At 65.2% G+C, this 22,567-nt stretch carries 18 protein-coding genes; 9 read left to right on the forward strand and 9 right to left on the reverse strand.

Annotation, left to right across the window (positions count from 1 at the left end):
* Positions 1–13 precede the first annotated feature (13 nt).
* The 3 genes from J2W22_RS22075 (at position 14) to J2W22_RS22085 (ending at position 3,213) form a co-directional block, all read left to right on the forward strand.
* The gene (locus tag J2W22_RS22075) at positions 14–1,054 is read left to right on the forward strand and encodes a LacI family DNA-binding transcriptional regulator (RefSeq protein WP_307120436.1); all 1,041 of its coding nucleotides are present in this window, start codon (positions 14–16) and stop codon (positions 1,052–1,054) included.
* A 298-nt stretch (positions 1,055–1,352) separates the two neighbouring features.
* Positions 1,353–1,778 (forward strand): GFA family protein, encoded by a 426-nt coding sequence (locus J2W22_RS22080; RefSeq protein ID WP_307120437.1) that lies wholly within the window; start codon positions 1,353–1,355, stop codon positions 1,776–1,778.
* Positions 1,779–1,836: 58 nt separating this feature from the next.
* Complete coding sequence (locus tag J2W22_RS22085; protein ID WP_307120438.1) at positions 1,837–3,213, forward strand: aldehyde dehydrogenase family protein; 1,377 nt, start codon at positions 1,837–1,839, stop codon at positions 3,211–3,213.
* 96 nt (positions 3,214–3,309) lie between these two features.
* On the opposite strand, the gene J2W22_RS22090 is transcribed toward J2W22_RS22085, so the two are convergent.
* Positions 3,310–3,825 (reverse strand): DUF1097 domain-containing protein, encoded by a 516-nt coding sequence (locus J2W22_RS22090; protein ID WP_307120439.1) that lies wholly within the window; start codon positions 3,823–3,825, stop codon positions 3,310–3,312.
* Positions 3,826–3,983: 158 nt separating this feature from the next.
* Entirely contained in the window at positions 3,984–4,565 is a 582-nt protein-coding gene (locus tag J2W22_RS22095; RefSeq protein WP_307120440.1) for a TetR/AcrR family transcriptional regulator, read from the reverse strand.
* A 146-nt stretch (positions 4,566–4,711) separates the two neighbouring features.
* On the opposite strand from J2W22_RS22095, the gene J2W22_RS22100 reads away from it, so the two are divergent.
* On the forward strand, positions 4,712–5,953 hold the full coding sequence (locus tag J2W22_RS22100; protein ID WP_307120441.1) for an epoxide hydrolase family protein: 1,242 nt from the start codon (positions 4,712–4,714) through the stop codon (positions 5,951–5,953).
* Positions 5,954–5,991: 38 nt separating this feature from the next.
* On the opposite strand, the gene J2W22_RS22105 is transcribed toward J2W22_RS22100, so the two are convergent.
* Positions 5,992–6,312 (reverse strand): nuclear transport factor 2 family protein, encoded by a 321-nt coding sequence (locus J2W22_RS22105; protein ID WP_307120442.1) that lies wholly within the window; start codon positions 6,310–6,312, stop codon positions 5,992–5,994.
* A gap of 337 nt (positions 6,313–6,649) precedes the next feature.
* A complete protein-coding gene (locus tag J2W22_RS22110) occupies positions 6,650–7,369 on the reverse strand; it encodes an SDR family NAD(P)-dependent oxidoreductase (protein ID WP_307120444.1) in 720 nt (239 codons plus the stop codon).
* Positions 7,370–7,659: 290 nt separating this feature from the next.
* Between J2W22_RS22110 and J2W22_RS22115 the strand changes: the two genes are divergently transcribed.
* Both J2W22_RS22115 and J2W22_RS22120 read left to right on the forward strand, forming a co-directional pair.
* The gene (locus tag J2W22_RS22115; RefSeq protein WP_307120445.1) at positions 7,660–9,258 is read left to right on the forward strand and encodes an alpha-N-arabinofuranosidase; all 1,599 of its coding nucleotides are present in this window, start codon (positions 7,660–7,662) and stop codon (positions 9,256–9,258) included.
* A gap of 119 nt (positions 9,259–9,377) precedes the next feature.
* Positions 9,378–10,139, forward strand: a complete 762-nt coding sequence (locus tag J2W22_RS22120) for a FadR/GntR family transcriptional regulator (protein WP_307120446.1) — start codon at positions 9,378–9,380, stop codon at positions 10,137–10,139.
* Positions 10,140–10,153: 14 nt separating this feature from the next.
* Here the strand turns inward: J2W22_RS22120 and J2W22_RS22125 are convergent, their stop codons facing one another.
* From J2W22_RS22125 to J2W22_RS22145, 5 genes are all read right to left on the reverse strand, one after another.
* Positions 10,154–12,049 (reverse strand): NPCBM/NEW2 domain-containing protein, encoded by a 1,896-nt coding sequence (locus J2W22_RS22125; RefSeq protein WP_373423008.1) that lies wholly within the window; start codon positions 12,047–12,049, stop codon positions 10,154–10,156.
* On the reverse strand, positions 12,046–12,813 hold the full coding sequence (locus tag J2W22_RS22130; RefSeq protein ID WP_373423009.1) for an alpha/beta hydrolase: 768 nt from the start codon (positions 12,811–12,813) through the stop codon (positions 12,046–12,048). The genes J2W22_RS22125 and J2W22_RS22130 overlap by 4 nt, the downstream gene beginning before the upstream one ends.
* Before the next feature lie 51 nt (positions 12,814–12,864).
* A complete protein-coding gene (locus tag J2W22_RS22135; protein ID WP_307120447.1) occupies positions 12,865–13,125 on the reverse strand; it encodes a hypothetical protein in 261 nt (86 codons plus the stop codon).
* Between the two features lie 176 nt (positions 13,126–13,301).
* Complete coding sequence (locus J2W22_RS22140; protein ID WP_307120448.1) at positions 13,302–14,315, reverse strand: cupin-like domain-containing protein; 1,014 nt, start codon at positions 14,313–14,315, stop codon at positions 13,302–13,304.
* Positions 14,315–15,004 (reverse strand): SapC family protein, encoded by a 690-nt coding sequence (locus J2W22_RS22145; RefSeq protein ID WP_307120449.1) that lies wholly within the window; start codon positions 15,002–15,004, stop codon positions 14,315–14,317. Before J2W22_RS22145 ends, J2W22_RS22140 begins: the two co-directional genes overlap by 1 nt.
* A 307-nt stretch (positions 15,005–15,311) precedes the next feature.
* Here J2W22_RS22145 and J2W22_RS22150 point away from each other — a divergent pair, with 307 nt between their 5' ends.
* The 3 genes from J2W22_RS22150 (at position 15,312) to J2W22_RS22160 (ending at position 22,566) form a co-directional block, all read left to right on the forward strand.
* The gene (locus J2W22_RS22150) at positions 15,312–18,245 is read left to right on the forward strand and encodes a TonB-dependent receptor (protein ID WP_307120450.1); all 2,934 of its coding nucleotides are present in this window, start codon (positions 15,312–15,314) and stop codon (positions 18,243–18,245) included.
* Between the two features lie 65 nt (positions 18,246–18,310).
* On the forward strand, positions 18,311–19,852 hold the full coding sequence (locus J2W22_RS22155) for a tryptophan halogenase family protein (protein ID WP_307120451.1): 1,542 nt from the start codon (positions 18,311–18,313) through the stop codon (positions 19,850–19,852).
* 35 nt (positions 19,853–19,887) lie between these two features.
* Complete coding sequence (locus J2W22_RS22160) at positions 19,888–22,566, forward strand: glycoside hydrolase family 3 C-terminal domain-containing protein (RefSeq protein ID WP_307120453.1); 2,679 nt, start codon at positions 19,888–19,890, stop codon at positions 22,564–22,566.
* The last annotated feature ends 1 nt before the right edge of the window (position 22,567 follow it).

Genomic DNA, 22,567 nt, shown 5'->3' on the forward strand with positions numbered 1-22,567 from the left:
GATAAGAGGAGCCATGAAGCGGTCGATCAACATCGTCGGACTGGCGCGGCATCTGGGATTATCGGTTTCCACCGTTTCCAAGGCTCTCAACGCGCGATCGGATGTCAGCGAGGCGACGCGGAAACGCGTCCAGGAGGGCGCGGCGGCGCTGGGCTTCTCTCCTGACCCTGCCGCGCGACGCTTGCGCCGCCAGACATCGGAGACGATCGGCTTCGTGCTGTCCGCTCCCCAGTCGAACTTCGTGAACCCGTTCTTTCTCGACCTGCTGATGGGGATTGAGGACGGGTTGGAGGGCACGCCCTTCCAACTGGTCATGGTCACCGGCCGGAATCCCGAAGCCGAGATGGAGAGCTTCCGGCGCCTCGTGGAAGTCCAGCGCGTCGATGCGGTGATGTTCGGACGGACCCGCAGGGAGGATCCGCGGATCGCCTATCTCCAGGGACGAGGCGTGCCCTTCGTGACCCTGGGCAGGAGCGAGACCGGCGATCCCTTCCCCTATGTCGACATCGACCGGAGCGTTGCCGGGCGAGATGGGACGGCGCGTTTCGTCAGCCTGGGCCATCGCCGGATCGGGCTGATCTCGACCCCCGGTGCTCTCATGATGAGCAAATATCTGTTCCAGGGCTACCGCGCGGCGCTCGAGGCCGCGCATTTGCCGTTCGATCCCGACTTGGTCCTGGAGGCGGAACTCGCGGAGAAGGGCGGGCTGGATGCGGCGCGGCGCCTTCTGGCGCTGGAACAGCCGCCCACCGCCCTCATGTGCGGGCACGACCTGATCGCGACCGGTGCCATGCAGGCAATATCCGAAACCGGCAAAAGGCCGGGTAGCGATGTTGCGGTCATCGGCTGCGACGACCACCCGCTGGGCCCTTATCTGCGCCCGCCCCTGACCACCTTTTCCGCGCCTGCGCTCGAGGCGGGCCGTCGAATGGCCGAACTGCTTTTCGCGCACCTGGATGGCGCACCCGCGGAGACCCTGCAGGAAGTCTGGGCTCCCGAAATTATCCTGCGCGCCTCGGATGGGCTTCCGCTCGATTCCGGTGTGGCGGCTTGAACCTTCGCTTCCTCTAGCGCTCGGGGTGGCGGTCGTTCCTGAGCAAGGGCGCTTTCTCGTTGGTTCGAAAACGTTTTCGTTTTGCTGCCAGATTTGATGAGATTGGCGAGGGTGGATAGGTAAGAGCGGCTGTGCCGGCTTCTTGACAAGCTCGGGCCCGATACATAATTCACGAAAACGTTTTCGAATAAATGTCTACCATCCCCTGCGCCGGCGAATGCCGTCGCTGCGGATGACCCCTGGCGCTTTCCAGGCGTGGTTGCCTGTTCAGCGTGAACCAGACTCAAGGAAGCATATCATGACGAACCGAGAAGGCGGCTGCTTGTGTGGCGCCGTCCGCTACAGCCTGGCAGCGAAGCCAGGCTTCACCGCGATCTGCCACTGCCACCATTGCCAGAAGCAGAGCGGCGGAGCCTTCTCCGTCAATCTGTTCGTCTATGCAGGCGATTTCGAGATCAGCGGGACGACCCAGGTCGTCCGGACCGTGGGCGATAGCGGCCAGGCATCCGATCGCTTCTTCTGCCCGGCCTGCGGGTCCCCGATCATGACGCTCGCGCCGAATCTTCCCGGCGTCGTGCTGGTGAAGGCGGGGACGCTCGACAGCAGCGAGGGGATCGTACCCCAGGCCGAGATCTACACCGATTTCGCGGTGCCCTGGCACCTGCCGGTCGAAGGTGCCGCGCTCTCGGCGCGCGCGCCCGATCCCGCCGGGGCCGAGCTCTGACCAGCACGATCGCCACCGACATTCTATCTTCACAACCTTGTAAGTACAGGATCCCGCAGTGAGCTTTCAAAGCATCAACCCGGCGACGGGCGAACCCGGAACGCCCTATCCCTTCATCACCGATACCGAATTGTTCGACGCGCTCGGGACGGCGGATCGGACCTTCCACGACGACTGGCGCGGGCGCCCGATCGCCGAGCGTGCCGGAATCGTGGCGCGCGCCGCCCAGATCCTGCGCGAGAAGCGCGACGAGTATCAGGGCTATCTGACCCGCGAAATGGGCAAGGTCACCCGCTTCGGTTACGTGGAGGTCGATCTCGCCGCCGATATCCTCGACTATTACGCGAAGCACGGTGAGCGTTTCCTGGCGCCGCAGCCGCTGCCGGAGGCCCCGGGCGCGACGGTTTTCGCCGAGCCGATCGGCGCCATCCTTGCCATCGAGCCGTGGAACTTTCCCTATTACCAGCTCGCTCGCGTGGCGGGGCCGCAGCTCGTCGCCGGCAATGTCGTGCTGATGAAGCACGCGCCGAACGTCCCGGAATGCGCGCTTGCCTTTGCGCGGCTGTTCGAAGAGGCGGGCGCCCCGGCGGGCGCCTATACGAACCTCTTCTGCAGCGTCGAGCAGGTCGCCGCGCTGATCGACAACAGTCGCGTCCGCGGCGTCGCCCTGACCGGCAGCGATCGCGCCGGCGCCGCAGTGGCCGAGCGTGCCGGACGTAATCTCAAGAAGGTGATCCTCGAGCTCGGCGGAAGCGATCCCGCGCTCATCCTGCCGGGAGCGCCGCTCGACTATGCCGCCGACCAGGTGGTGATGGGCCGCACCTTCAATTCGGGCCAGGGCTGCGTCAACATCAAGCGCGTGATCGTCGTCGGCAAGGCGCGCGGCGCCGAGATGCTGGCCAAGCTCAAGGCGCGCTTCGACGCGCTCAAGGTGGGAGATCCGACGGACGAGGAGACCAATCTCGGCCCGCTGGTCAGCGAACGCCAGCTCGAGACCTTGCTGGGCCAGGTCGCTGCCGCCACCGCAGCGGGCGCCGAAATCGTGCGCGGCGGCACGCGGCTCGATCGTCCCGGCTTCTTCCTCGATCCGGCGATCATCACCAACATCACGCCGGACAATCCCCTGTTCAACCAGGAGGCGTTCGGCCCGGTGCTCTCCTTCTATGTGGTCGATACCGAGGAGGAGGCAATCGCGCTCGCCAATGCCACGCAGTTCGGCCTGGGCGGCTATGTCTTCGATGCCGACACCAGGCACGCGCAGGAAGTCGCAGCCCGGATCGACTCAGGCATGGTCTACATCAACACCTGTTTCAGCGACGCACCGGAAACGCCGTTCGGCGGTGTGAAGAATTCGGGCTTTGGTCGCGAGCTTTCGGAAATCGGGATCGGTGAGTTCCTGAACCGCAAGCTGGTCAGGACGACCGAAATCGCCTGATAGCGCGAGCGGGCAGGGCGATGCGCACAGCCATGGATCGACAGTGTCGCCCATGGCTGTGCGTGCGTGGCGACCCGTTCCGATGGCCGACGCGGCTCATGCCCGCTTCAGAAGATGGAACGGCAGGCGGTGCGAAATCCAGCCGGCGGTCGACCCGATGGCGCCGGCACCGAACAGATGTGCGACGCTTTCGAGCGAGGGCTCGAGATGCGCGGCGAACCACGCCACCAGGCCCAGGAAATAGCCCAGCAGATTGTTCAGGATGGGAAGGCCGCGCAGCGCCACGACCGACAGGGCGACAACGAAGACCACGACCGGAAGCGCCAGCCCCGCTCCCGCGACCGCCGCCAGCGGCGGAATGACCAGCGAGGCGAGCAATCCGATCGTCAGTCCGAAGCCTACACATGCAAGGTTCTCCAGGGCCCCGCGCGTGTCGAGGCCGCGGGTGAAGAAGGCGATCCAGCCGACGAACATCGCCCAGACAGGCACCGACAATGCAAGGCTGGCGGCGGCGGCGAGGGCGGCAGTGGTGGCTGCCACCATGGTGGTTATGACGAAACCGTACCGAGAGGGGGTGGCGGCCGGGTGGGCCGGATGGATGCTGCTACTCATGATGATCTCCTTGTGATGGCGGCTGCGTGCGCCAACCGGAGCATGACCTCTGAGGGGCCAGGGATAATCATGTATCCTTGGACATCACCATTCTGTCGCGGCGAACAATTGGGATATACGGAAGAGACACCGCCGCCCAGGGCTCGCTGTGCGTGCTCCTAGACGCCAAGGCTGCCCAGGAGAATCTCGGTCTGCTGCTCGAAGCGGCCGCGGTCATAGTCCACCAAGGCCATCCGCCACAGGCCCTGCACATAGGTTGTCAGGATCGCAGCGAGAGCGCCATCCTCGATGCGCGCCGACGGACTCTGCGGGTCCCGGGCGAGGCGCGAGGCGAACTGGGCTTCGAGATCCTTCAGTCCCTTCGCGGCCCGTTGCCGCAGTTCAGGATCGACCAGCACCTCCTCCTCGACGGTCGCCGCGATCATGCAGAGTTTGGATGGGGCCTTCGCGTCGTCGAGATAGTCGAACATATGCGTGAAGAAAGCCCTGATGCCGGCGCCCGCGTCCGGCGCCGACGCCATCAGCCGCATCCGCTTTGCAACCACTGTCTCATCATACCGCGCCAGGCACAGGAGGAAGAGGTGCCTCTTGCTCTTCAGGCTATGGTAGAAGGAGCCCTCGCCAATCTCCATCTCCTTCAGGAGATCGCGGATTCCGGTGCCCGCATAGCCCTTCCGCCAGAACAGCTCGGTGGCCCTGTCGAGGGCCTGATCATAGTCGAACGTCAGTTTGCGCGCCATTCCGCCGAGCTAGGACAACTGTAGCAGTCGTTAAAGAAAAATCTTGACCGCGACGCGGCTCGCTCGCAATTGTAGCGAGCGCTACAGAATCGCTGGGCAGCGACATGCCTGCGGGCGCTCCCGCTCATCCTTGTTTGGAGTTGAACATGACCGTTCCCGCCGATCCGTCCGTCCAGATAGAGGGGGCCGCGTCCTACGGGCTGCCTCCGGCGACCGAGGCGATCAGTCCCTTCCAGGTCGACGTGCCGCAAGCTGCGCTGGACGATCTGCGGGCGAGGCTGGCCCTGACCCGTTGGCCCGAGCGCGAAACCGTGAACGGCTGGTCGCAGGGGGTGCCGCTCGCCTCCGCGCGGGCACTGATCGACTATTGGCGCGAGGATTATGACTGGCGCGCATTCGAAGCGAGGATCAATCGCTTCCCTCAGTTCCGGACGCTGATCGATGGCGTGGGCATCCACTTCATCCATGCGCGTTCGCCGCACCCCGGCGCGTTGCCGATCCTGCTTTCGCATGGTTGGCCAGGGTCGGTCGTCGAGTTCCTCGACGTCATCGACCGGCTGACCGACCCGGTGCGCTTCGGCGGCAAGGCCACTGACGCCTTCGATGTCGTGGTGCCGTCGATGCCGGGCTATGGCTTCTCGGATCGCCCCTCGGGCACCGGATGGAATCCGGGCCGCATCGCGCAAGCCTGGACCACGCTCATGCGCGACAAGCTTGGATACAGGCGGTGGGTGGCCCAGGGCGGGGACTGGGGCTCCGCCGTGACGCACGCCCTGGCGAGCCAGCGCCCCGAGGGCCTGCTCGCCGCGCATGTGAACCTGCTCTTCGTGGTGCCGGAGGTCCCGCCCGCCAATCCGACTGCGGAGGAGCGGGCCGCACTTGATGCGATCGAGCGCTTCGTGAGCGACAAGGCCGGATATGCCGACCAGATGAATACGCGTCCCCAGACGATCGGCTATGGATTGACGGACTCTCCAGTGGCGCTCGCCACATGGATGTACGAAAAATTCCAGGAGTGGACCGACAATGAGGGGCGACCGGAGGATGCGCTGAGCATGGACCAGATGCTCGACGATATCTCGCTCTATTGGTTCACCGGGACGGGTGCTTCGAGTGCCCGGCTCTACTGGGAAGGTGTCGGGGCGACGATCCGCGATCACGGCTTCTTTTCCGCTGCGCGCGGCACCGGTGCACCCATAGAATTACCGATGGCCGCGACGATCTTTCCGGCCGAGACCTTCCTCCCGCCGCGCGCCTGGGCGGAAGCCGCGTGGCCCCAATTATTCTACTGGAATGAAGTGGAGAAGGGCGGCCATTTTGCTGCATTCGAGCAACCGGCGATTTTCGCTCAGGAGATGTGGAAGGTCTTCCGGGGTTTCCGGGGCTAGAAGCCAGATCAGGCGCGTGGTCTTTGCTTGCCCGTCGCTCAGTCGGCCGTGATCGTCATTCGGGCAATGCGCCCGTCATGCATCGAGAAGGCGAAGCGGCTCGGCCCGGTAAAGCCATTGCCGCCCACCTGAACGCGCATCCAGGCGGTATCCCCATGCTCCCCGGTATCTTCCAGGGTGAAGTTGGCGGCCACGCCGATCAGTTCGCGGTCCGACCAGGCCCGGATCGCTTCATGCCCGCGATAGATCGAACCCCAGTCATCGACCACGCCCATGGTATCGAACAGGTCGAGAAACCGCGAGACGTTTCCGTCGTTGACGGCGGCAATCACGGCGGAAACGATCGCGGGCGTGGTCATGACATTCCTTGCGGCGACTGAACTGCTCAGCCTCGATCTCGGGGCGTGACCAAGGGTGGACCATCACGCCGATCCTGTCGCGAATATACGGAACCACGCCCGCAAAAAAGCGGAGCCACGGGTGCGCGGAGGCGCGCAACAACAGCGAGAGTCGGAAATGGCAGGCCATCGTGGATGAAATTCGAACTTCGTTATGGGAACAGGCGGACGATATTGCGGCCCGAGTTCTCAGCTTACGGCTGATTGGCCTTTTATCCGGCGGCGCCACCAAAACTGCATGGCGATAGCTGAGCCGGCGCGCATCGCCGTTGGCTCGCAACCGCTGGGCGAAGCTGGCTCAGGCCAGGCTATGCACTGCGGGTTGGTCCCTGCGGTCGATGCAAAGCCATTGGCCCGTAGTCCGTCCAGCGCATTCGGAAAGCAGGAATGCGGCGACATTGGCGACTTCACCGGCGTCGGTCGGGTGCGGAAGGGGCGGCGTAGTAAAGCGGGTGTTGCGATCGGCTTGCTGGAGGGGAGCAGCAGCTACTCCACCTGGAATCACGGCGTTTACGCGGATATCATCTTTCGAGAGGAGGGCCGCCCATTCCTGCGTAAGTCCGATCATGCCTGCTTTGGCGGCGACATAGCTGGCCGATTCGTCGAACTCAAAGCCAACCCGTTTCGCGATGCTCACGATGGAGCCGCGCGTTCGGCGCAGATGCGGCAGGCAGGCCTGGGTCATCAGATGATGGTGCGCCAGGTTGCGGGTGACCGAGGCGAAGGCAGGTTCCATCTCTTCCGTTTCCGGCTCGCCGCGGGCGCCGTTCACCAGCGCATCGATGCGGCCGAACCGGCTTGCGACCCGCTGGACCGCCGCGGTGCAAGCGGCTGAATCCGCAAAGTCGACGATCTGTGCCGGAGCCCCGGTGCGCGCGAGCAGCTCGGCGGGGGGAAGGGTGCTGTCCAGAACGAACGGGATCGCGCCTTCGCCGGCGAGAACGCTCACCACCGCGGCGCCGATGCCGCTGGCACCGCCGGAGACGATCACCACCTTGTTGTCGAGGTCGAGGTTCATTGGGCACGTACCTGCGCCGCAGCCAATGCATCCGTCCTGGCCAGTCGGTTCAACGCGCATTTCCCCGTTGGAGGGCGGATATCACCCTCGCCGATTATATTGTAGGACTATTGAAACTAGTTTCAAGCGCGACCCTCGTCCCTGTTTCCTCATGCGTCTAGTGATGCTGCGTATGGCGACTCTGGCTTGACCGCTGATTTTGTCAGACTAAGATTCTGAGGAGGCTGTGTGCTGAGCACTTCGTCCAGCGTCCACTTTCGCCTGAGAACAGATCAGAACAGGGAGGATTAATGATCGACCTCGTCCGTCCGGGCGCCGCCGTTGCGCTCCTGCTGGCCTCCGCGTCGCCGGCTCTTGCGCAGACCGACGCGTCCGCGCCGGTGGAAATGGTGGTGGATACCGCCAAGCCCGGCAGCAAGATCGACCGCAACATCTTCGGCCAGTTCGCCGAACATCTCGGCACCGGCATCTATGGCGGCGTCTGGGTCGGCAAGGACTCCCCGATCCCCAATGTGCGCGGCATCCGCAAGGACGTGGTCGCGGCGCTCCGCGCGATCCGCGTGCCGAACGTGCGCTGGCCGGGCGGCTGCTTTGCCGACGAATATCACTGGCGCCACGGCATTGGCCCGGCGAAGGACCGCAGGGTTTCGATCAATTCGAACTGGGGAGGGGCGACGGAGCCAAACAGCTTCGGAACCGACGAATTCATGGACTTTGTCGACCAGATCGGCAGCGACGCCTATGTCTCGGTCAATATCGGCTCGGGTACGGTGGCGGAGGCCGCCGAGTGGCTCGAGTACATGACCGCCGATCCCGCGACGACGGCGGGCAGGGAGCGCGCTGGGAACGGACACGCCGCGCCGTACAAGGTGAAGTATCTCGGCATCGGCAACGAGAGCTGGTCGTGCGGCGGCGCGATGACCGCCGACCATTATGCCGATGTGATGAAGCCCTTCGCCCGCTTCGTGCGCAACTACAACCCGGCCCAGGCCGCCGACAGCCCCGGCGCGATGCAGCGTATCGCCGTGGGTCCGGGCGACGACAACCTGTCCTACACCGAAAGCGTGATGAAGGCATGGAAGGCACATGACTGGGCGTGGAGCATCGAGGGCCTCTCGCTCCACCGCTACACCACCGGCGGCGGCTGGCCGGTGACCCAGCCGAGCACCGGGTTCGACGAGGGCCGCTACGCGCGCATGCTCAAGGAAACGCTGGGCATGGACGAGACCATCGCGAAGAACGCCGCGATCATGGACAAGTACGATCCCGAGAAGAAGGTGGCGATCGCGGTCGACGAATGGGGCGCCTGGCTCGCGCCCAATCCGGGCAGCAACCCGGGCTTCCTGCAGCAGCAGAACTCGATGCGCGACGCGATCCTGGCGGCGCTCAACCTCAATATCTTCGCGCGCCATGCGGACCGGGTGCGGATCACCAACATCGCCCAGATGATCAATGTGCTCCAGGCGATGATCCTCACCGACAAGGAGAAGATGGTCCTCACCCCGACCTACCACATCTACAAGATGTACCTGCCGTTCCAGGATGCGACCTATATGCCGGTGAAGTTCGACGGCGGAACCTACACCCAGGGCGACATCAAGCTGCCGCGGGTCGATGCGGTCGCGGTGCGCGACACGGCGGGCAAGCTCTGGCTGGCCGTGACCAATCTCGATCCGAACCGGCCCGCGAAGATCGTAGCCCGCTTCCCCGGCGTACAGCCACGCGCCGCGCGGGGCGAGATGCTGACTGCTCCGCGGGTGGACTCGGTGAACAGCTTCGAGGCGCCCAATGCCGTGGTGCCCAAGCCGTTCACGGGCAAGGCCGGCAAGGCCGGCGTGGCGCTTGAGCTGCCGGGCAAGTCCGTGGCGGTGGTGCAGATCGATCTCTGAACGGGCAGCCGGGCGGGGACCAGCGTCCTCGCCCGGCCCACACTTGCGTCAAACGCAACTTGCAAGCGCGGTCCCGTGCACGGATAAGGATCCTTAACTCAGACAGGGGCGGTCATGGGATGGGATCACGGGAAGAGAAGGCTTCAACGGACGCGGGAGTCCCTGCAGAACGATTGACCTCCTCTCCCAGAGGGACCGGCCGCCGCTTGCGCGGCGCGGTCGCCCATTATCTCGGTACCGCGATCGTCTCCGGTGAAATCGCCCCCGGCGAACGACTGACCGGCGAAGTGGCCAGTTCCGAAGCACTCGACGTATCGCGTAGCGCCTATCGTGAAGCGGTGCAGGTGCTCACCGCGAAGGGACTGGTCGAGAGCCGGCCCAAGGCAGGCACGCGCGTATTGCCGCGAAGTCGCTGGAACATGCTCGATCCGGCGGTCCTGGCATGGGCGTTTTCGGGGGAGCCGGACCTCGATTTCGTCCGCGACCTATTCGAGCTGCGCGCCATCGTCGAACCCAATGCGGCGCGCCTGGCCGCGGAGCGCCGGGACAAGGCCGACATCAAGGTGATGAAGGACGCCTTGGCGGCGATGCGGCGCCATACGCTTGCGACCGAGGCTGGACGCGCCGCCGATCGCGATTTCCACGATGCGCTGCTGCGGGCGTCGCACAACAATGCGCTCATCGCGCTCAGCGCTAGCATCGTCGCGGCGGTGACTTGGACGACCCAGTTCAAGCAGCGCGCCCGTGCCCTGCCGCGCGATCCGCTGCCCGACCATGTCCGCGTGTTCGATGCGATCGCGGCAGGCGATGCCGAGGGAGCAAGCGAGGCGATGCGCGTGCTTGTCGACCTTGCGCTCGAGGACACGCGCTCGTCGATGTGACCGGGGGAGGGAGGTCAGTGCCGAAGCGCCGCCTCCGCCCAGGTCACGGGATCCGGGAAGCGCGGCTTGCCCGGGGTCCGCGCGACCAGCTCGATCAGCGCCTTGCCGGCGACATTCGCTTCGAGCGGAGCGGCGGCCTCGCCGAAGCGTATCGGGCGCGAGCGCGCGAGCAGCTTGCCGTCGCCATAGATCTCGAAGGTCACCGGCTGGCTGCGATCGCGCGCGGAATCGTCGACGCCCACCAAAGTGGTGAAGCGTGCATAGCCCTTGTTGCGTACTTCGAGCCGCGAGTTGGCGAGGATGCCGATCCCGGTGTCGAAGCGCTTGCCGGCGACGCCGATCTGCTCGGACCAGGGCGTGCTGTCCGGCTGCGCGCCGCCCCAGCCGCCATAGCGCGGCGGCTCGCGCGAGATGCGCGTGCCGGCCCAAGGAAGGATCGCCCGGTGGACGAGCGGATCGACTTCGGGGGCGACCACCCCGTCGATCGCCGGGTTCACGCTGCCCGGCATCTCGGAGAGATAGAGCCCGTCGGGCAGCACCCGCTTGCCGGTGGCACGGAACAGTAGGGTCTCGCGCGGCGCGAGCGTCAGGTCCTGCCGATCGCGGAATTTGGACTGGGCGCCGGTCCAGATGTCGGTCAGCGAGATATCGGCGTCCGCCGCATATTTCAGGTGCGACGCCATCAACGAGGCGGTGACCGGATCGGAGGTGCGGTTGAGCACCGCAACCGCCTTGTCGCCATTGGCGAGCGTCTTCACCAGGATGCTGACATCGTCGGAATCATAGGCGAGCACCGCCTGGTTGCCAGCTGGATCCTGATCGAGCGCGATGACTTCGCTCTTGCCGAGGATCGCCATCAGCGCCGGGTCTGCGCTCCGCAGGTCGTAGCCGATCATCAGCGGCGCGTTGAGCATCGCCCAGAGGCTGAAATGCGAGCGCGCCTCGGTCAGGTGCTTCGCGTCGAAATCGCCCGTGCCGATATAGAGCATGTCGGGATCGTTCCACGAGCCGGGATGCGCGTAGAGCGGGCGGCGGATCGAGGTGTCCATGTTGTGGAGCATGCGGCCCCAGATCGGGAAGATGTCCTCGCTGGTCCGCGAGATGCTGGCCATCTGCCGCGCCCAGGAGCGCACGTCCGCGGCGCCCCACAGGCAGAGCGAGAAGATGAAGTCATTGTCCGGATTGTTGCGCTCCAGCGCCTGGCGGACCCGGTCATAGAGCGCCTTGGTCGCGGCAATGTCCGTCGTGCCCAGCGAGCCGCTGTCGACCAGCGGGGTCAGCGCGCGGAACTCGCCGGACAATACCTTGGGCGAGTCGGGCCAGAGCCCGCGGATGCCGCAACCGTCGACCTTGATCAGGTCGAAGCCCCATTCGCCGAAATAGAGCGCGATGTCCTGGTCGACATGGCCGTACAGACCGACCTCGCGCTCGGCGACGGTGCCGCTCGGCTTGTTGGGGATGTCGTCGCTGTGGATCTGGCCGCAGCTGTTGCGGCCGATGTCCGAATAGATGCCGGCCTTGAAGCCCATGCCGTGCAGCTTGTCTGTGAGCGGGCGGAAGCTGGTCCGGCCGTCGGACAGCAGGGCGGAGGGGAATTTGTCAGTGCGGATTACCATCCGGCCATCGGCGGCGCGGCGCGCCCACCAGCCTTCGTCCAGATCGATATAGCGATAGCCCTTGGCGGCCAGACCCGACGAGGCGATGATCTGGGCGGAGCCGAGCAGCTTCGCCTCGCTGATGTCGAGCGCGAACGCGTTCCAGCTGTTCCAGCCCATCGGCGGCAGCTGGGCGGCGCCGCGCGTATAGGCGCTCCAGCGGCCGGTGGGCGCCAGCGGATCGGACTGGGCGGCCAGGGGCGGAGTCCAGAGCGCGGCGAGCGCGACCAGCGCGGTGGCGGCGGCGCGCTTCACCTGCTGGCCCCGAACGCGAGGTTCTTGCTGAAGAACGGGATCACATAATCCTGGAAGCGCATCGCCACCCCGCTGACATGGTCGCCGGAATATATCTCGAAGCTGTTGGCGATGCCGTGGCGATCGAGCGTTTCGTGCAGCTTGCGGGCATCGTCCTTCAGTCCGTCCCGGTTGCCGACATCGATGGCGATCGCGCGGTAGCGCCGCAGGTTGCCGATATATTGGTCGACAAAGGCAAGCGGGGCGTTCGCCGCCCATTTCGCCAGCACCTGCGGTTGCACGGCGCCGTCCTCCACCGGCAGGTCGAGGAAGAGCGGCGGTTTCTGCGGATTGGGCGACCAAGCCGCCGCGCTGGCGAGCTGCGCGCGCTCGCCCCAGCCGAGCTTCGTTGCCTCTTCGATCGACTTGAGCTTCTCCAGCGCCGCGCCGCTTGCCGCATTGAACTGGGAAGGATCGCGCGGCGACAGGCAGCAGGGGCTCATCATGTAGATGGCGCCGAACACGTCCGGATGTTTCATCCCGATCCGCGAGGTTCCGTAGCCGCCCATCGAATGACCGGCCAGGCCGCGGCTCTCACGTACCGGCAGCGTGCGGTAATGCGCGTCGATGTAACGGACCAGGTCGTGCGCCACGAAGCTCTCGAAATCGCCGGTGGTGACCGAGCTCGAATACATCGAGCCGTTGTGGACCGTCTTGCTGTCCGGGAAGACGACGATCATCTCGCGGGCGCCCTTGGCGAAGCCGCCCTCGACCGTCTGGGGCACGTGGATCTCCTTCGTCCACTGCTCTGCGCCGATTGAATAGCCGTGCAGCGCTTAGAGCACCGGATAGCGCTTGTGCGGATTCTTCGCATAGCCCGGTGGCAGGAGCACCAGCACATCCCGATCGGCTGATTCGCCTTCTAGATTGCCGGCGATCGCGGAGGAATGGACCTTGATCCACTGCGTGGTGGCGGGAAGTGCACCCTGCACCGGCGCCGGTGCGTTGGTGGTGACCTGCGCCGATGCCGGCAGGGCGGTACCCGTGGACGTTAGCGCTACCAAAACTGCCGCCGCACGGGCCGATATTCTTGCCATGATCCGGGATCCCCTCTTTGCGGATCGTTGTCCGCCTGGCTTATTAGTCAGCTTAATAATGCTGGAGTCAATTGCCGAAATCTCGGAGTGATGCGCCGATCCAGCAGCAATTGCGGGCGGGAATCGGCTGTTTAATCCAGCTATCCTTTTGGAAATAAGTACGAGTAATAGGCGGGCTAGCCACCGCGCAGGATCTGCATGATCGTCGCGCGGATCCGGCCGTAATTGGCGCGCAGCGGCCCGAGGATGCCGTGCCGTTCCTCAGGCAGGTGTGCGAGCGGATGGCCGTCAGGGCGGAACACATAGTGGTCGAAAAACGCCCGCCACGCCGCGCGTTCGGCGGCGGGGCGTTCGGCGATGGCGATCATCGCGAGCAGCATCGTCGTATAGGGTGCGTCCGGCCCGGCGTTGAACCCGTCCCACCAATAGTTGACGAGCAGGTTGACCGGTTCGGTCGCCTCGACCTGGTGCCACCAGAGTTTCGGGACGTAGAGCGCGTCTCCCGGCTCGAGTTCGACGACCAGCGCGCGTTCGCGTGCCGCCTCGAAGCGCGGATAGCGCGGATCGTCGGGACCGGAGCCGGCGGCCAGGCTCGTCGGCTGGCCGGCCATGGTGTGGTCGATCGGGCCGACATAGAGGTCACCGATCGCGTCGGGTGGGTAGAGGGTGAAGCGGCGCCTGCCGGCAACGACGACCGCGAGATTGTCATAGGTGTCGTAGTGGCAGGCCACCCGCGAGGCATTTCCGAGCCAGATGCGCGGCTGCACGCCGGGGCGGAGGAGGAGGGTGGTATTTTCTTCCGCGAAGCCCGGGAAGTGCAGCTCCGCTGGCAGGGAGCCGAGGTAGAGCGAGGGGAGGTCGGGTCGGTCTGCGGCGGCGGTGATGCGTGCCAGCGCCGCGGGTAGGGTCAGCGTCTCCCGGTCGAAATTGAACCCGCCGGCGCCGTCGCCATAGTCGTAGCGGCCGCCGATCGCAGGCGCGCCGACAAAGGCCTGGGCGGTGCGTCCGCTGTCGAAGCGGAGCAGATAGGTGAAGAGCGCTTGTCGTGACTCGCGCGCCGCTGCGACGGCGGGCCAATCCCTTGCGAGGCCGCGGAGAACCAGCGGTGCGCAGGGTTGCGCAACGGTGCGGGCGAAGGCTTCGGCATCGAGCGAGCTGGCCGAGCCTATCTCAGGAACGCTTGCGGGCATTAGTCTGAGTTTATTGTCAGGAGTCGATTGCGCAGATGTGCCAGCGCCGAGACCTGCTTGAGGGAATCGACCATACAATAGGCGAGCTGGAGATAGCCGTTGCGGAACAGCGCGAGGGCGGCGCCGTCATCGAGCTCGCCGAGGCTGTCCAGGCTGATCGTGTACAGCCCCTGCAGCGTGACGGTTTCGCCGTCGTCGAAGCGCAGCGATATGTCGATCGGCTCGACCAGGCGATGGTCGAGCATCGCCTTGATGAAGCGGTCGGTTTCCTCGACTCCGTGCTTGAGCTGTCCGAGCACCTTCTGGATGTAGCGGAGGCGCTCCGCCGGCTGGCCATCGGCTTCAAAGAGCGGCTGCCCTTCCTGGTCACTAAAGCGCGGACTTTCACGGTCAATCGCGATGTTCTCGCCCGAAATGAAGAAGCCCTGGCGTTCCAGATCAAGCGGCCGATAGGGGGCAGGGCCGTCCGGCTCGTCCAGCAGGTTCTCGCCCGGCCTGAAGCCGTACATCGCGCCCGTGTAGAACTGGCCGGTCTCGGCGCTCTTGGTCAGCAGGATCGGGCAGCGTGTCGCCGCCGTCGAGAATTCCGCCGCAACGACTTGCACGAAATGCGGCGTCTCCAGTCCGCTGGTCCGCACACGTAGGGTGCGGTGCGCTTCCAGGTCGAGCAGTTCCAGTTCGCGTGCCATTCCCATCCCACTCCAGGGCTTGCTGCGCCGGCGCATTCGATGATGCGCGCGTCCGCAGGTCAAGTCGCCATATTTGCCTGATAATTACACCGACAAAATATTCTTGATAGCGCTAACTTTATATGATTAGTTATTGTCAGATTCGCAGAAGATGAATCGGGAGGATAGCCATGCCACCTTGGTGCAAGCCAAGGGTCGTTGAGCCCTGTTCCGGATAAAATAGCGGTATTTCAACCGCCTGACTGCGGATCACGCGTCGAGGATGCTCGGCGTGACAACGAGCCCATACTCTGGAGGGGGTATCGAAATGAAGGCTTTTAATAAACAGACAAATACTGTCCGGGCGCGCAATGTGGCCAGATTGGCGCTCGTCGGCGCAACAAGTTTGTTAGCGCTAACGGCTGCTTCTCCTGCCTTTGCGCAGGACCAGGGTGGTTCCGCGCAGACCGGCGAGATCAGCGAGGCACAGGGCCAGGAGATCATCGTCACCGGTATCCGCGGTTCGCTCCAGCGCAACCTCGACGCCAAGCGTGAAGCCTCGGGCGTCGTCGACGTGATCTCGTCGGAAGACATCGGCAAGTTCCCCGATTCGAACGTCGCCGCGTCGCTGCAGCGCCTGCCGGGCGTCTCGATCCAGCGTGACGGTACGCGCGGCGAGGCCAATGGCGTCACCATCCGCGGCTTCGGCGGCGACTTCAACGAGACGCTGATCGACGGGCGCCGCCTGTCGACCGCGACCGGTGGCCGCTCGATCGACTTCAGCACCGTCGGCTCCGACTTTGTCGGCGCACTGACCGTCTACAAGACGCCGGACGTCTCGGTCGGCGCCAACTCGATCGGCGCGACGATCAACATCTCCTATCCCAAGCCGCTCGACCGGCCGGGCTTCCACATCGCGGCCTCGGCCTCGGGCTCGTACCAGGACGAATCCAAGCGCGTCGTGCCGACCGGCGGCCTGCTGATCAGCCACACCTTTGCCGATGACACCTTCGGCATCCTCGCGGACGTGATCTACACACGTCACGACACGCGGGTGAACAACGTCTTCGTGCACGGCTTCCCGGGTGGCCGCTACGCGCCGTGCCAGCAGGCCGGAAATGCTTCGGCCGCGACCTGCTCGCCGACCAGCGATCCGACCAGCGCTGCCTGGGCCGACGTGAACAACCGCCAGAGCGTGGTCGGCTTCTTCGAGCAGCAATATGGCGCGCAGCAGTCCTACACCAAGGATGAGCGCATCGACGGCCGCATCGCGCTTCAGTGGAAGCCGACCGACGGCCTGCTGCTCACCCTCGACAACAATTATTCCGACCAGCGCATCAACGCAGACACTTTCGGCTTCGGCATCTGGTTCAACCAGGGCTCGCTGCGCAATGTGAAGCTGGACGCCAATGGCGTGCCGCTCGACTTCACCCAGGCAGGCTCGCAGACCGACTTCACCGCGGCGCGCGACAGCAACTGGCGCAAGACCAACCAGACCGGCCTCAACGTGAAGTGGAATGCCACCGAACATCTCGAGATCGAGGCTGACGGCAGCATCTCGACCAGCTGGCTGAACCCGGACGGCCGCGTCAACTCGCGCGGCGCCGATATCGGCTATGGCTTCGGCATCGGCCCGTCGCTCGGCATTCAGATCAACGGTGACAGCGACAAGGTGCTTCCGTCGCTGGTGAACTATGGCGCCGGCGGCAACGCCAGCCGCTGGGCGGACCCGACAGTGATTGGGTCGCACGTGACCGTCAACATCGCCAACAAGAACACCGACTCGATCAAGCAGGGCAAGCTGCAGGCGAAGTGGTCGCAGGACGACCTGACGCTCACCGTCGGCGGCACCTATCTCGACGACAATTTCAAGTTCCGCAGCGCGAACACCTTCGCCAACAATTACTGGCAGGCCTATTCCGGCTATGGTCCGGCGTCGGGCACCAGCGGTGGCGTGGCAATCCCGGCCAGCCTGTACAAGGGCATGGTGAGCACGTCGAACTTCATCCCGGGTTATACCGGGGCGCTGCCGCCGACGCTGATCAACTTCTCGGCGATCGACTATCAGAACTATCTGACCGGCCTGGGCAATCCCCAGACCGCGGTGATCCCGGGCTACAATACCGGCTGCTGCACGGGCTTCACCGGCACGTTCGACGTGATGAACGATGTCGGCAGCTATCGGAACATCAGCGAGAAGACCTGGGCGCTCTACCTGTCGGCGCAGTTCAAGACCGAAGTGGCGGGCATGCCCTTCCACTTCAACGCCGGCGTCCGCCAGGAATCGACCGACATCTCATCGACCGGCATCGGCCGTCTGCCGACGTCGATCACCCCGAGTCTGACCGACCCGACGCTGCTCACGGTGAATTTCGGTCCGTCGCAGCAGGTCACCACCAAGAGCAACTACAGCTTCCTGCTGCCTGCGGTGGACGCCAAGCTCGAGCTGACCAAGAACCTGATCCTGCGCTTCGACGCGTCGCGCACGCTCACCCGTCCGACGCTCAACCTGCTGACCCCGGTGCTAAACATCGGCAGCGGCCAGCGCGTCGGCGCGCTGACTGCGGACGGCGGCAACCCCGCGCTGAAGCCGTACCTGGCGGACAATTTCGATATCGCCGCCGAATGGTACTATCAGCGCAATTCCTATCTGGCGGTGAACTTCTTCCTGAAGAACGTCTCCAACTTCATCGTGCAGGGCACGCAGCGCCAAACGATTAACAATGTGACCGATCCCTCGACGGGGCAGGCGGCACAGTTCGCGGTGTCACAGCGGATCAACGGTCCGGATGCGACGGTCCGTGGCGTCGAAGTTGCGCTGCAGCACACCTTTGGCAATACCGGCTTCGGCTTCATCGCCAACGGTACGATCGTGGGTACCAACAAGCCCTATGATCCGAAGGACATCAGCACGAGCGGCTTCGCCGTCACCGGCCTCGCCAATTCGGCCAACTTCGTCGGATTCTTCGACAAATACGGATTCGAGTTCCGTGCCGCGGTCAACTGGCGTGACGAATATCTGCTCCAGTTCGGCCAGGTGCAGAACACCGGTGCCTTCGGTTCGGAGCCGACCTTCGTCAATGCGAGCACCCAGGTCGATCTGAGCGCGAGCTATCAGATCACCAAGGAGTTCAACGTCTTCGGTGAAGCGCTCAACGTCAACAATGCGACGATGAGCACGCGTGGCCGGTTCAAGAACCAGCTGCTCGACGTCTATGGCTATGGCCGGCGCTTCACGGCTGGCATCCGCTACCGTTTCTGACCTTCCTCCTCACCTGGGGATGTCTTTTGACATCCCCAGTCCTTTTTTGCTGAAAATCGGAAATGATGCGCCCGGTCAAAAACATCGTGATCGTCGGCGGCGGCACCGCGGGGTGGCTGACGGCCGGCGTGATCGCGGCGAAGCATCGCAGCCGGATGGCGGCGGGCTTCACAGTTACTCTGGTCGAATCCCCGAACACGCCGATCATCGGCGTAGGCGAGGGGACCTGGCCGACGCTGCGCACGACGCTGGCCAAGATCGGCGTTTCCGAGACGGATTTCTTCCGGGAGTGCGATGCGGCCTTCAAGCAGGGCGCCAAGTTCGCGCGCTGGACCACGGGCGCCGAGGACGACGCCTATTACCACCCGCTGATGCTGCCGCAGGGCTTCCACCAGCTCAACCTGGTGCCGTACTGGCTTTCGGACAGCGGCGCGCGCAGCTTCTGCGACACGGTGACCCCGCAGGGGCGTATCTGCGACGACGGGCTGGCGCCCAAGACGATCGCGACGCCCGAATATGACGCGGTCGCCAACTATGCCTATCACCTCGATGCGGGGAAGTTCGCTCCCTTCCTGCAGCGCCATTGCTGCGAGAAGCTGGGCGTGCGGCATGTGCTTGCCGATGTGCGCCAGGTCCTGCTCTCCGAGGATGGCGACATCCGCGCGATCGATACCGAACAGGCGGGCGAGATCGAAGGCGATCTATTCGTCGACTGCACCGGCTTCCGCTCGCTGCTGCTCGGCGAGGCGCTGGGCGTACCGTTTAAGGACTGTAGCGACGTGCTGTTCTGCGACACCGCGCTCGCCGTGCAGATACCCTATGAGCAGGAGGACAGCCCGATCGCCTCGCACACCATCTCCACCGCCCAGTCGGCGGGATGGATCTGGGACATCGGGCTGCCGACGCGCCGCGGCACCGGCCATGTCTTCTCCAGCAACCATATCTCGGACGACGAGGCGGAGCGCGAGCTGCGCGCTTATCTCGGCGCGGCGGGCAAGGACCTGGCCGTCCGCAAGATCAAGATCCGCTCGGGGCACCGCGAGACCTTCTGGAAGCGCAACTGCGTCGCCGTCGGCCTGGCCGCGGGGTTCCTCGAGCCGCTCGAGGCGTCGGCGATCGTGCTCATCGAACTGTCGGCCAAGCTGATCGCCGAGCAGATGCCGCGCTGCCGCGAAGTGATGGACGTCGTTGCCTCGCGCTTCAACGCGACGACCCATTATCGCTGGGGCCGGATCATCGATTTCCTCAAGCTCCACTATGTCCTGACGAAGCGCACCGACAGCGCCTTCTGGCGCGACAATGTGCTGCCCGAGACGATCCCCGAGCGGCTGCAGGAGCTGATGCTGCTCTGGAAATACCAGTCGCCCTGGTTCCATGACGAGTTCGACCGGGTGGAGGAAGTCTTTCCCCCGGCCAGCTATCAATATGTCCTCTATGGCATGGGTTTCCGCACCGAAGTGGAGGCCGAGGCGCTCGCCGGCGACATGCGTCTGGCCGAGCGTGCGATGCGCGAGAATGCGGCGCAGACCGAGCGGCTGCGCGCGGGGCTTCCCCGCCACCGCGACCTGATCCGCAAGATCCAGGAACATGGCCTGCAGCCGGTCTGACCGGCAGGCCAACAGAAACTAGGAAAGGCACGACAATGACCCGTTCCGCGGCTGCTTTCGGCGCGCTCCTGCTTGCGGGCACCGCCTGCATTTCGCTTCCTGCGATGGCTCAAGACAGCGGCCCGTCGCCGGTGGTCGCGCAGGCGGACAAGCTGGCGGGCGATCTGGTCGGCCGGATGACGATCGACGAGAAGATCGACCAGCTGCTCAACACCGCGCCGGCGATCCCGCGGCTCCAGGTTCCGGCATATAATTGGTGGACCGAATCGCTGCACGGCGCGCTGGGCTCGCTGCCCACCACCAATTTCCCCGAGCCGATCGGTCTCGCTGCGACCTTCGACGCGCCGCTGGTCAAGCAGGTCGCCGGATCGATCAGCACCGAGGTGCAGGGACTGCACGCACTGGCCCGCCAGACCGGCCGGATGGGGCGGATCGGCACCGGGCTCGACACCTGGTCGCCCAACATCAACATCTTCCGCGATCCGCGCTGGGGGCGGGGCCAGGAAACCTATGGCGAGGATCCGTTCCTGACCGCGCATATGGGCGTGGCCTTCGTCACCGGCATGCAGGGTCCGAACCCGGACCTGCCCGCCGTGGTCGCCACACCCAAGCATTTCGCGGTGCATAGCGGGCCGGAATCGACGCGCCACAGCGCCAATGTCTTCGTCTCGCGCCACGACCTCGAGGACACCTATCTCCCCGCGTTCCGCGCGGCGATCGTCGAGGGCAAGGCGGGTTCGGTGATGTGCGCCTATAACCGCATCGACGGCCAACCCGCCTGCGCCAGTGACGAGCTGTTGAAGGAGCATCTGCGCGGCGCCTGGGGCTTTGACGGTTATGTCGTGTCGGACTGCGACGCCGTGAAGGACATCAGCGACAACCATCATTATGCGCCCGATCCCGCTTCGGCGGTCGCCGCGGCGCTGCGGGCCGGCGTCGACAATGAATGCCATACCGCGACGCTCTCAGACACCGACGGGCTGGGCGATCGCTACCGCGAGGCGCTGAAGCGCGGGCTGATCACCGAAGGGGACATCGACCGGACGCTCGTCCGCCTGTTTTCCGCCCGCTATCGCAATGGCGACCTGTCCGGGGTCCGCAAGGCGGCTGGCGATCCGGCTGCGGTCGGCGCGCCGGCGCATGGCGCGCTGGCGCTGTCGGCGGCCGAGAAGAGCCTGGTGCTGCTCAAGAATGACGGCATCCTGCCGTTCAAGCCCGGCCTGCGCGTCGCGGTGATCGGGCCGCTCGGCGATGCGACGCGCGTGCTGCGCGGCAATTATTCCTCCTCGCTCTCGGCGCCGCCGATCTCGGTGGTGGACGGCCTGCGCCGCGCGATGCCGGGCGCGCGGGTGGACTATGTGCCGTTCGGCGAGACCTATACCGATGGCGATCCGATCCCGACGAGCGCGCTGCGCTCGCCCGACGGCCGGCCGGGCCTGCTCGCCCGTTACTACAATGTGCTCGGCACGCTGCCGGCGCGTTTCGCACCGGGCGCGCTGGCCGACTATGTGCGCACCGCGAAGTTCGCCGACACGCCCGCCGCGAGCCGGATCGAGACGAGCGTCGACGGCCGCAGCCTCGATCTCGCGCAGGTCTCGGATCATCACCGCGTCGTCTGGACCGGCTTCATCGTGCCGCCGGAGAGCGGCAGCTACCGGCTCGGCTTGTCCGGCTTCATGAGCGGGACGATGAAGTTCGAGGGCAAGCCGTTCGTCGACCTCAAGGACGCCCCCTGGGGTAGCCTGCCGACAATGAAGACGGTTCGGCTGGAGAAGGGCAAGCGTTATCCGGTCGAGGTGAACGGCGACGCGCATACTGGCACTGCCGGTGTCGGGCTGGTGTGGAAGCGGGTCACGGCGACGCCGGAGCGGGACCTCAAGGCTGCTGCTGCCAATGCGGACGTGCTGGTCGCCGTGGTCGGCCTCACCTCCGATCTCGAGGCGGAGGAATCGCCGGTCCAGATCCCGGGCTTTAAGGGTGGCGACAAGACCACGCTCGACCTATCGCCCGACCAGCAGGCTCTGCTAGAACAGGCGAAGGCGACCGGCAAGCCGATTGTCCTGGTCGCGATGAACGGGAGTCCGATCAACCTCGCCTGGGCGAAAGACAATGCCGCGGCGGTCATCGAGGCCTGGTATCCCGGCCAGTCCGGCGGCCTCGCGATCGGCAATGTCCTGTCGGGCAAGACCAATCCCTCGGGTCGCCTGCCGCTGACCTTCTATCGCAGCATCGACGACCTGCCGCCCTTCGGCGACTATGCGATGCAGGGGCGTACCTATCGCTACTTCGCGGGCACCCCGGTCTACCCGTTCGGCTACGGGCTCAGCTACACCAGCTTCGATTATGCCCCGATCGAAGTGACGCCCACCGGCGGCAATGCGGCTAAGGGCATCCGCGTCGCCACCACGGTCCGCAATACCGGCGGCCGCGAGGGTGACGAGGTGGTGCAGCTCTACCTGAACTTCCCCAGTGACCCCGGCGCGCCGCGCGTCGCGCTGCGCGGCTTTCAGCGCGTCATGCTGAAGCCGGGCGAGGCGCGGACGATCCGCTTCGACCTATCGCCGCGCGACCTGAGCGCCGTGACGGTGGACGGGGTGCGCAAGGTGCTGGCCGGCGATTACCGCGTCACGGTCGGCTCGGGCCAGCCGGGCACCGGCGTGGCGGGCCAGAGCGCAGGTTTTGCCGTTCCGGCAGCGGTGGTGCTGCCGAAATGAC

This window comes from Sphingomonas kyeonggiensis, assembly GCF_030812785.1.
Classification (GTDB): domain Bacteria; phylum Pseudomonadota; class Alphaproteobacteria; order Sphingomonadales; family Sphingomonadaceae; genus Sphingomonas; species Sphingomonas kyeonggiensis_B.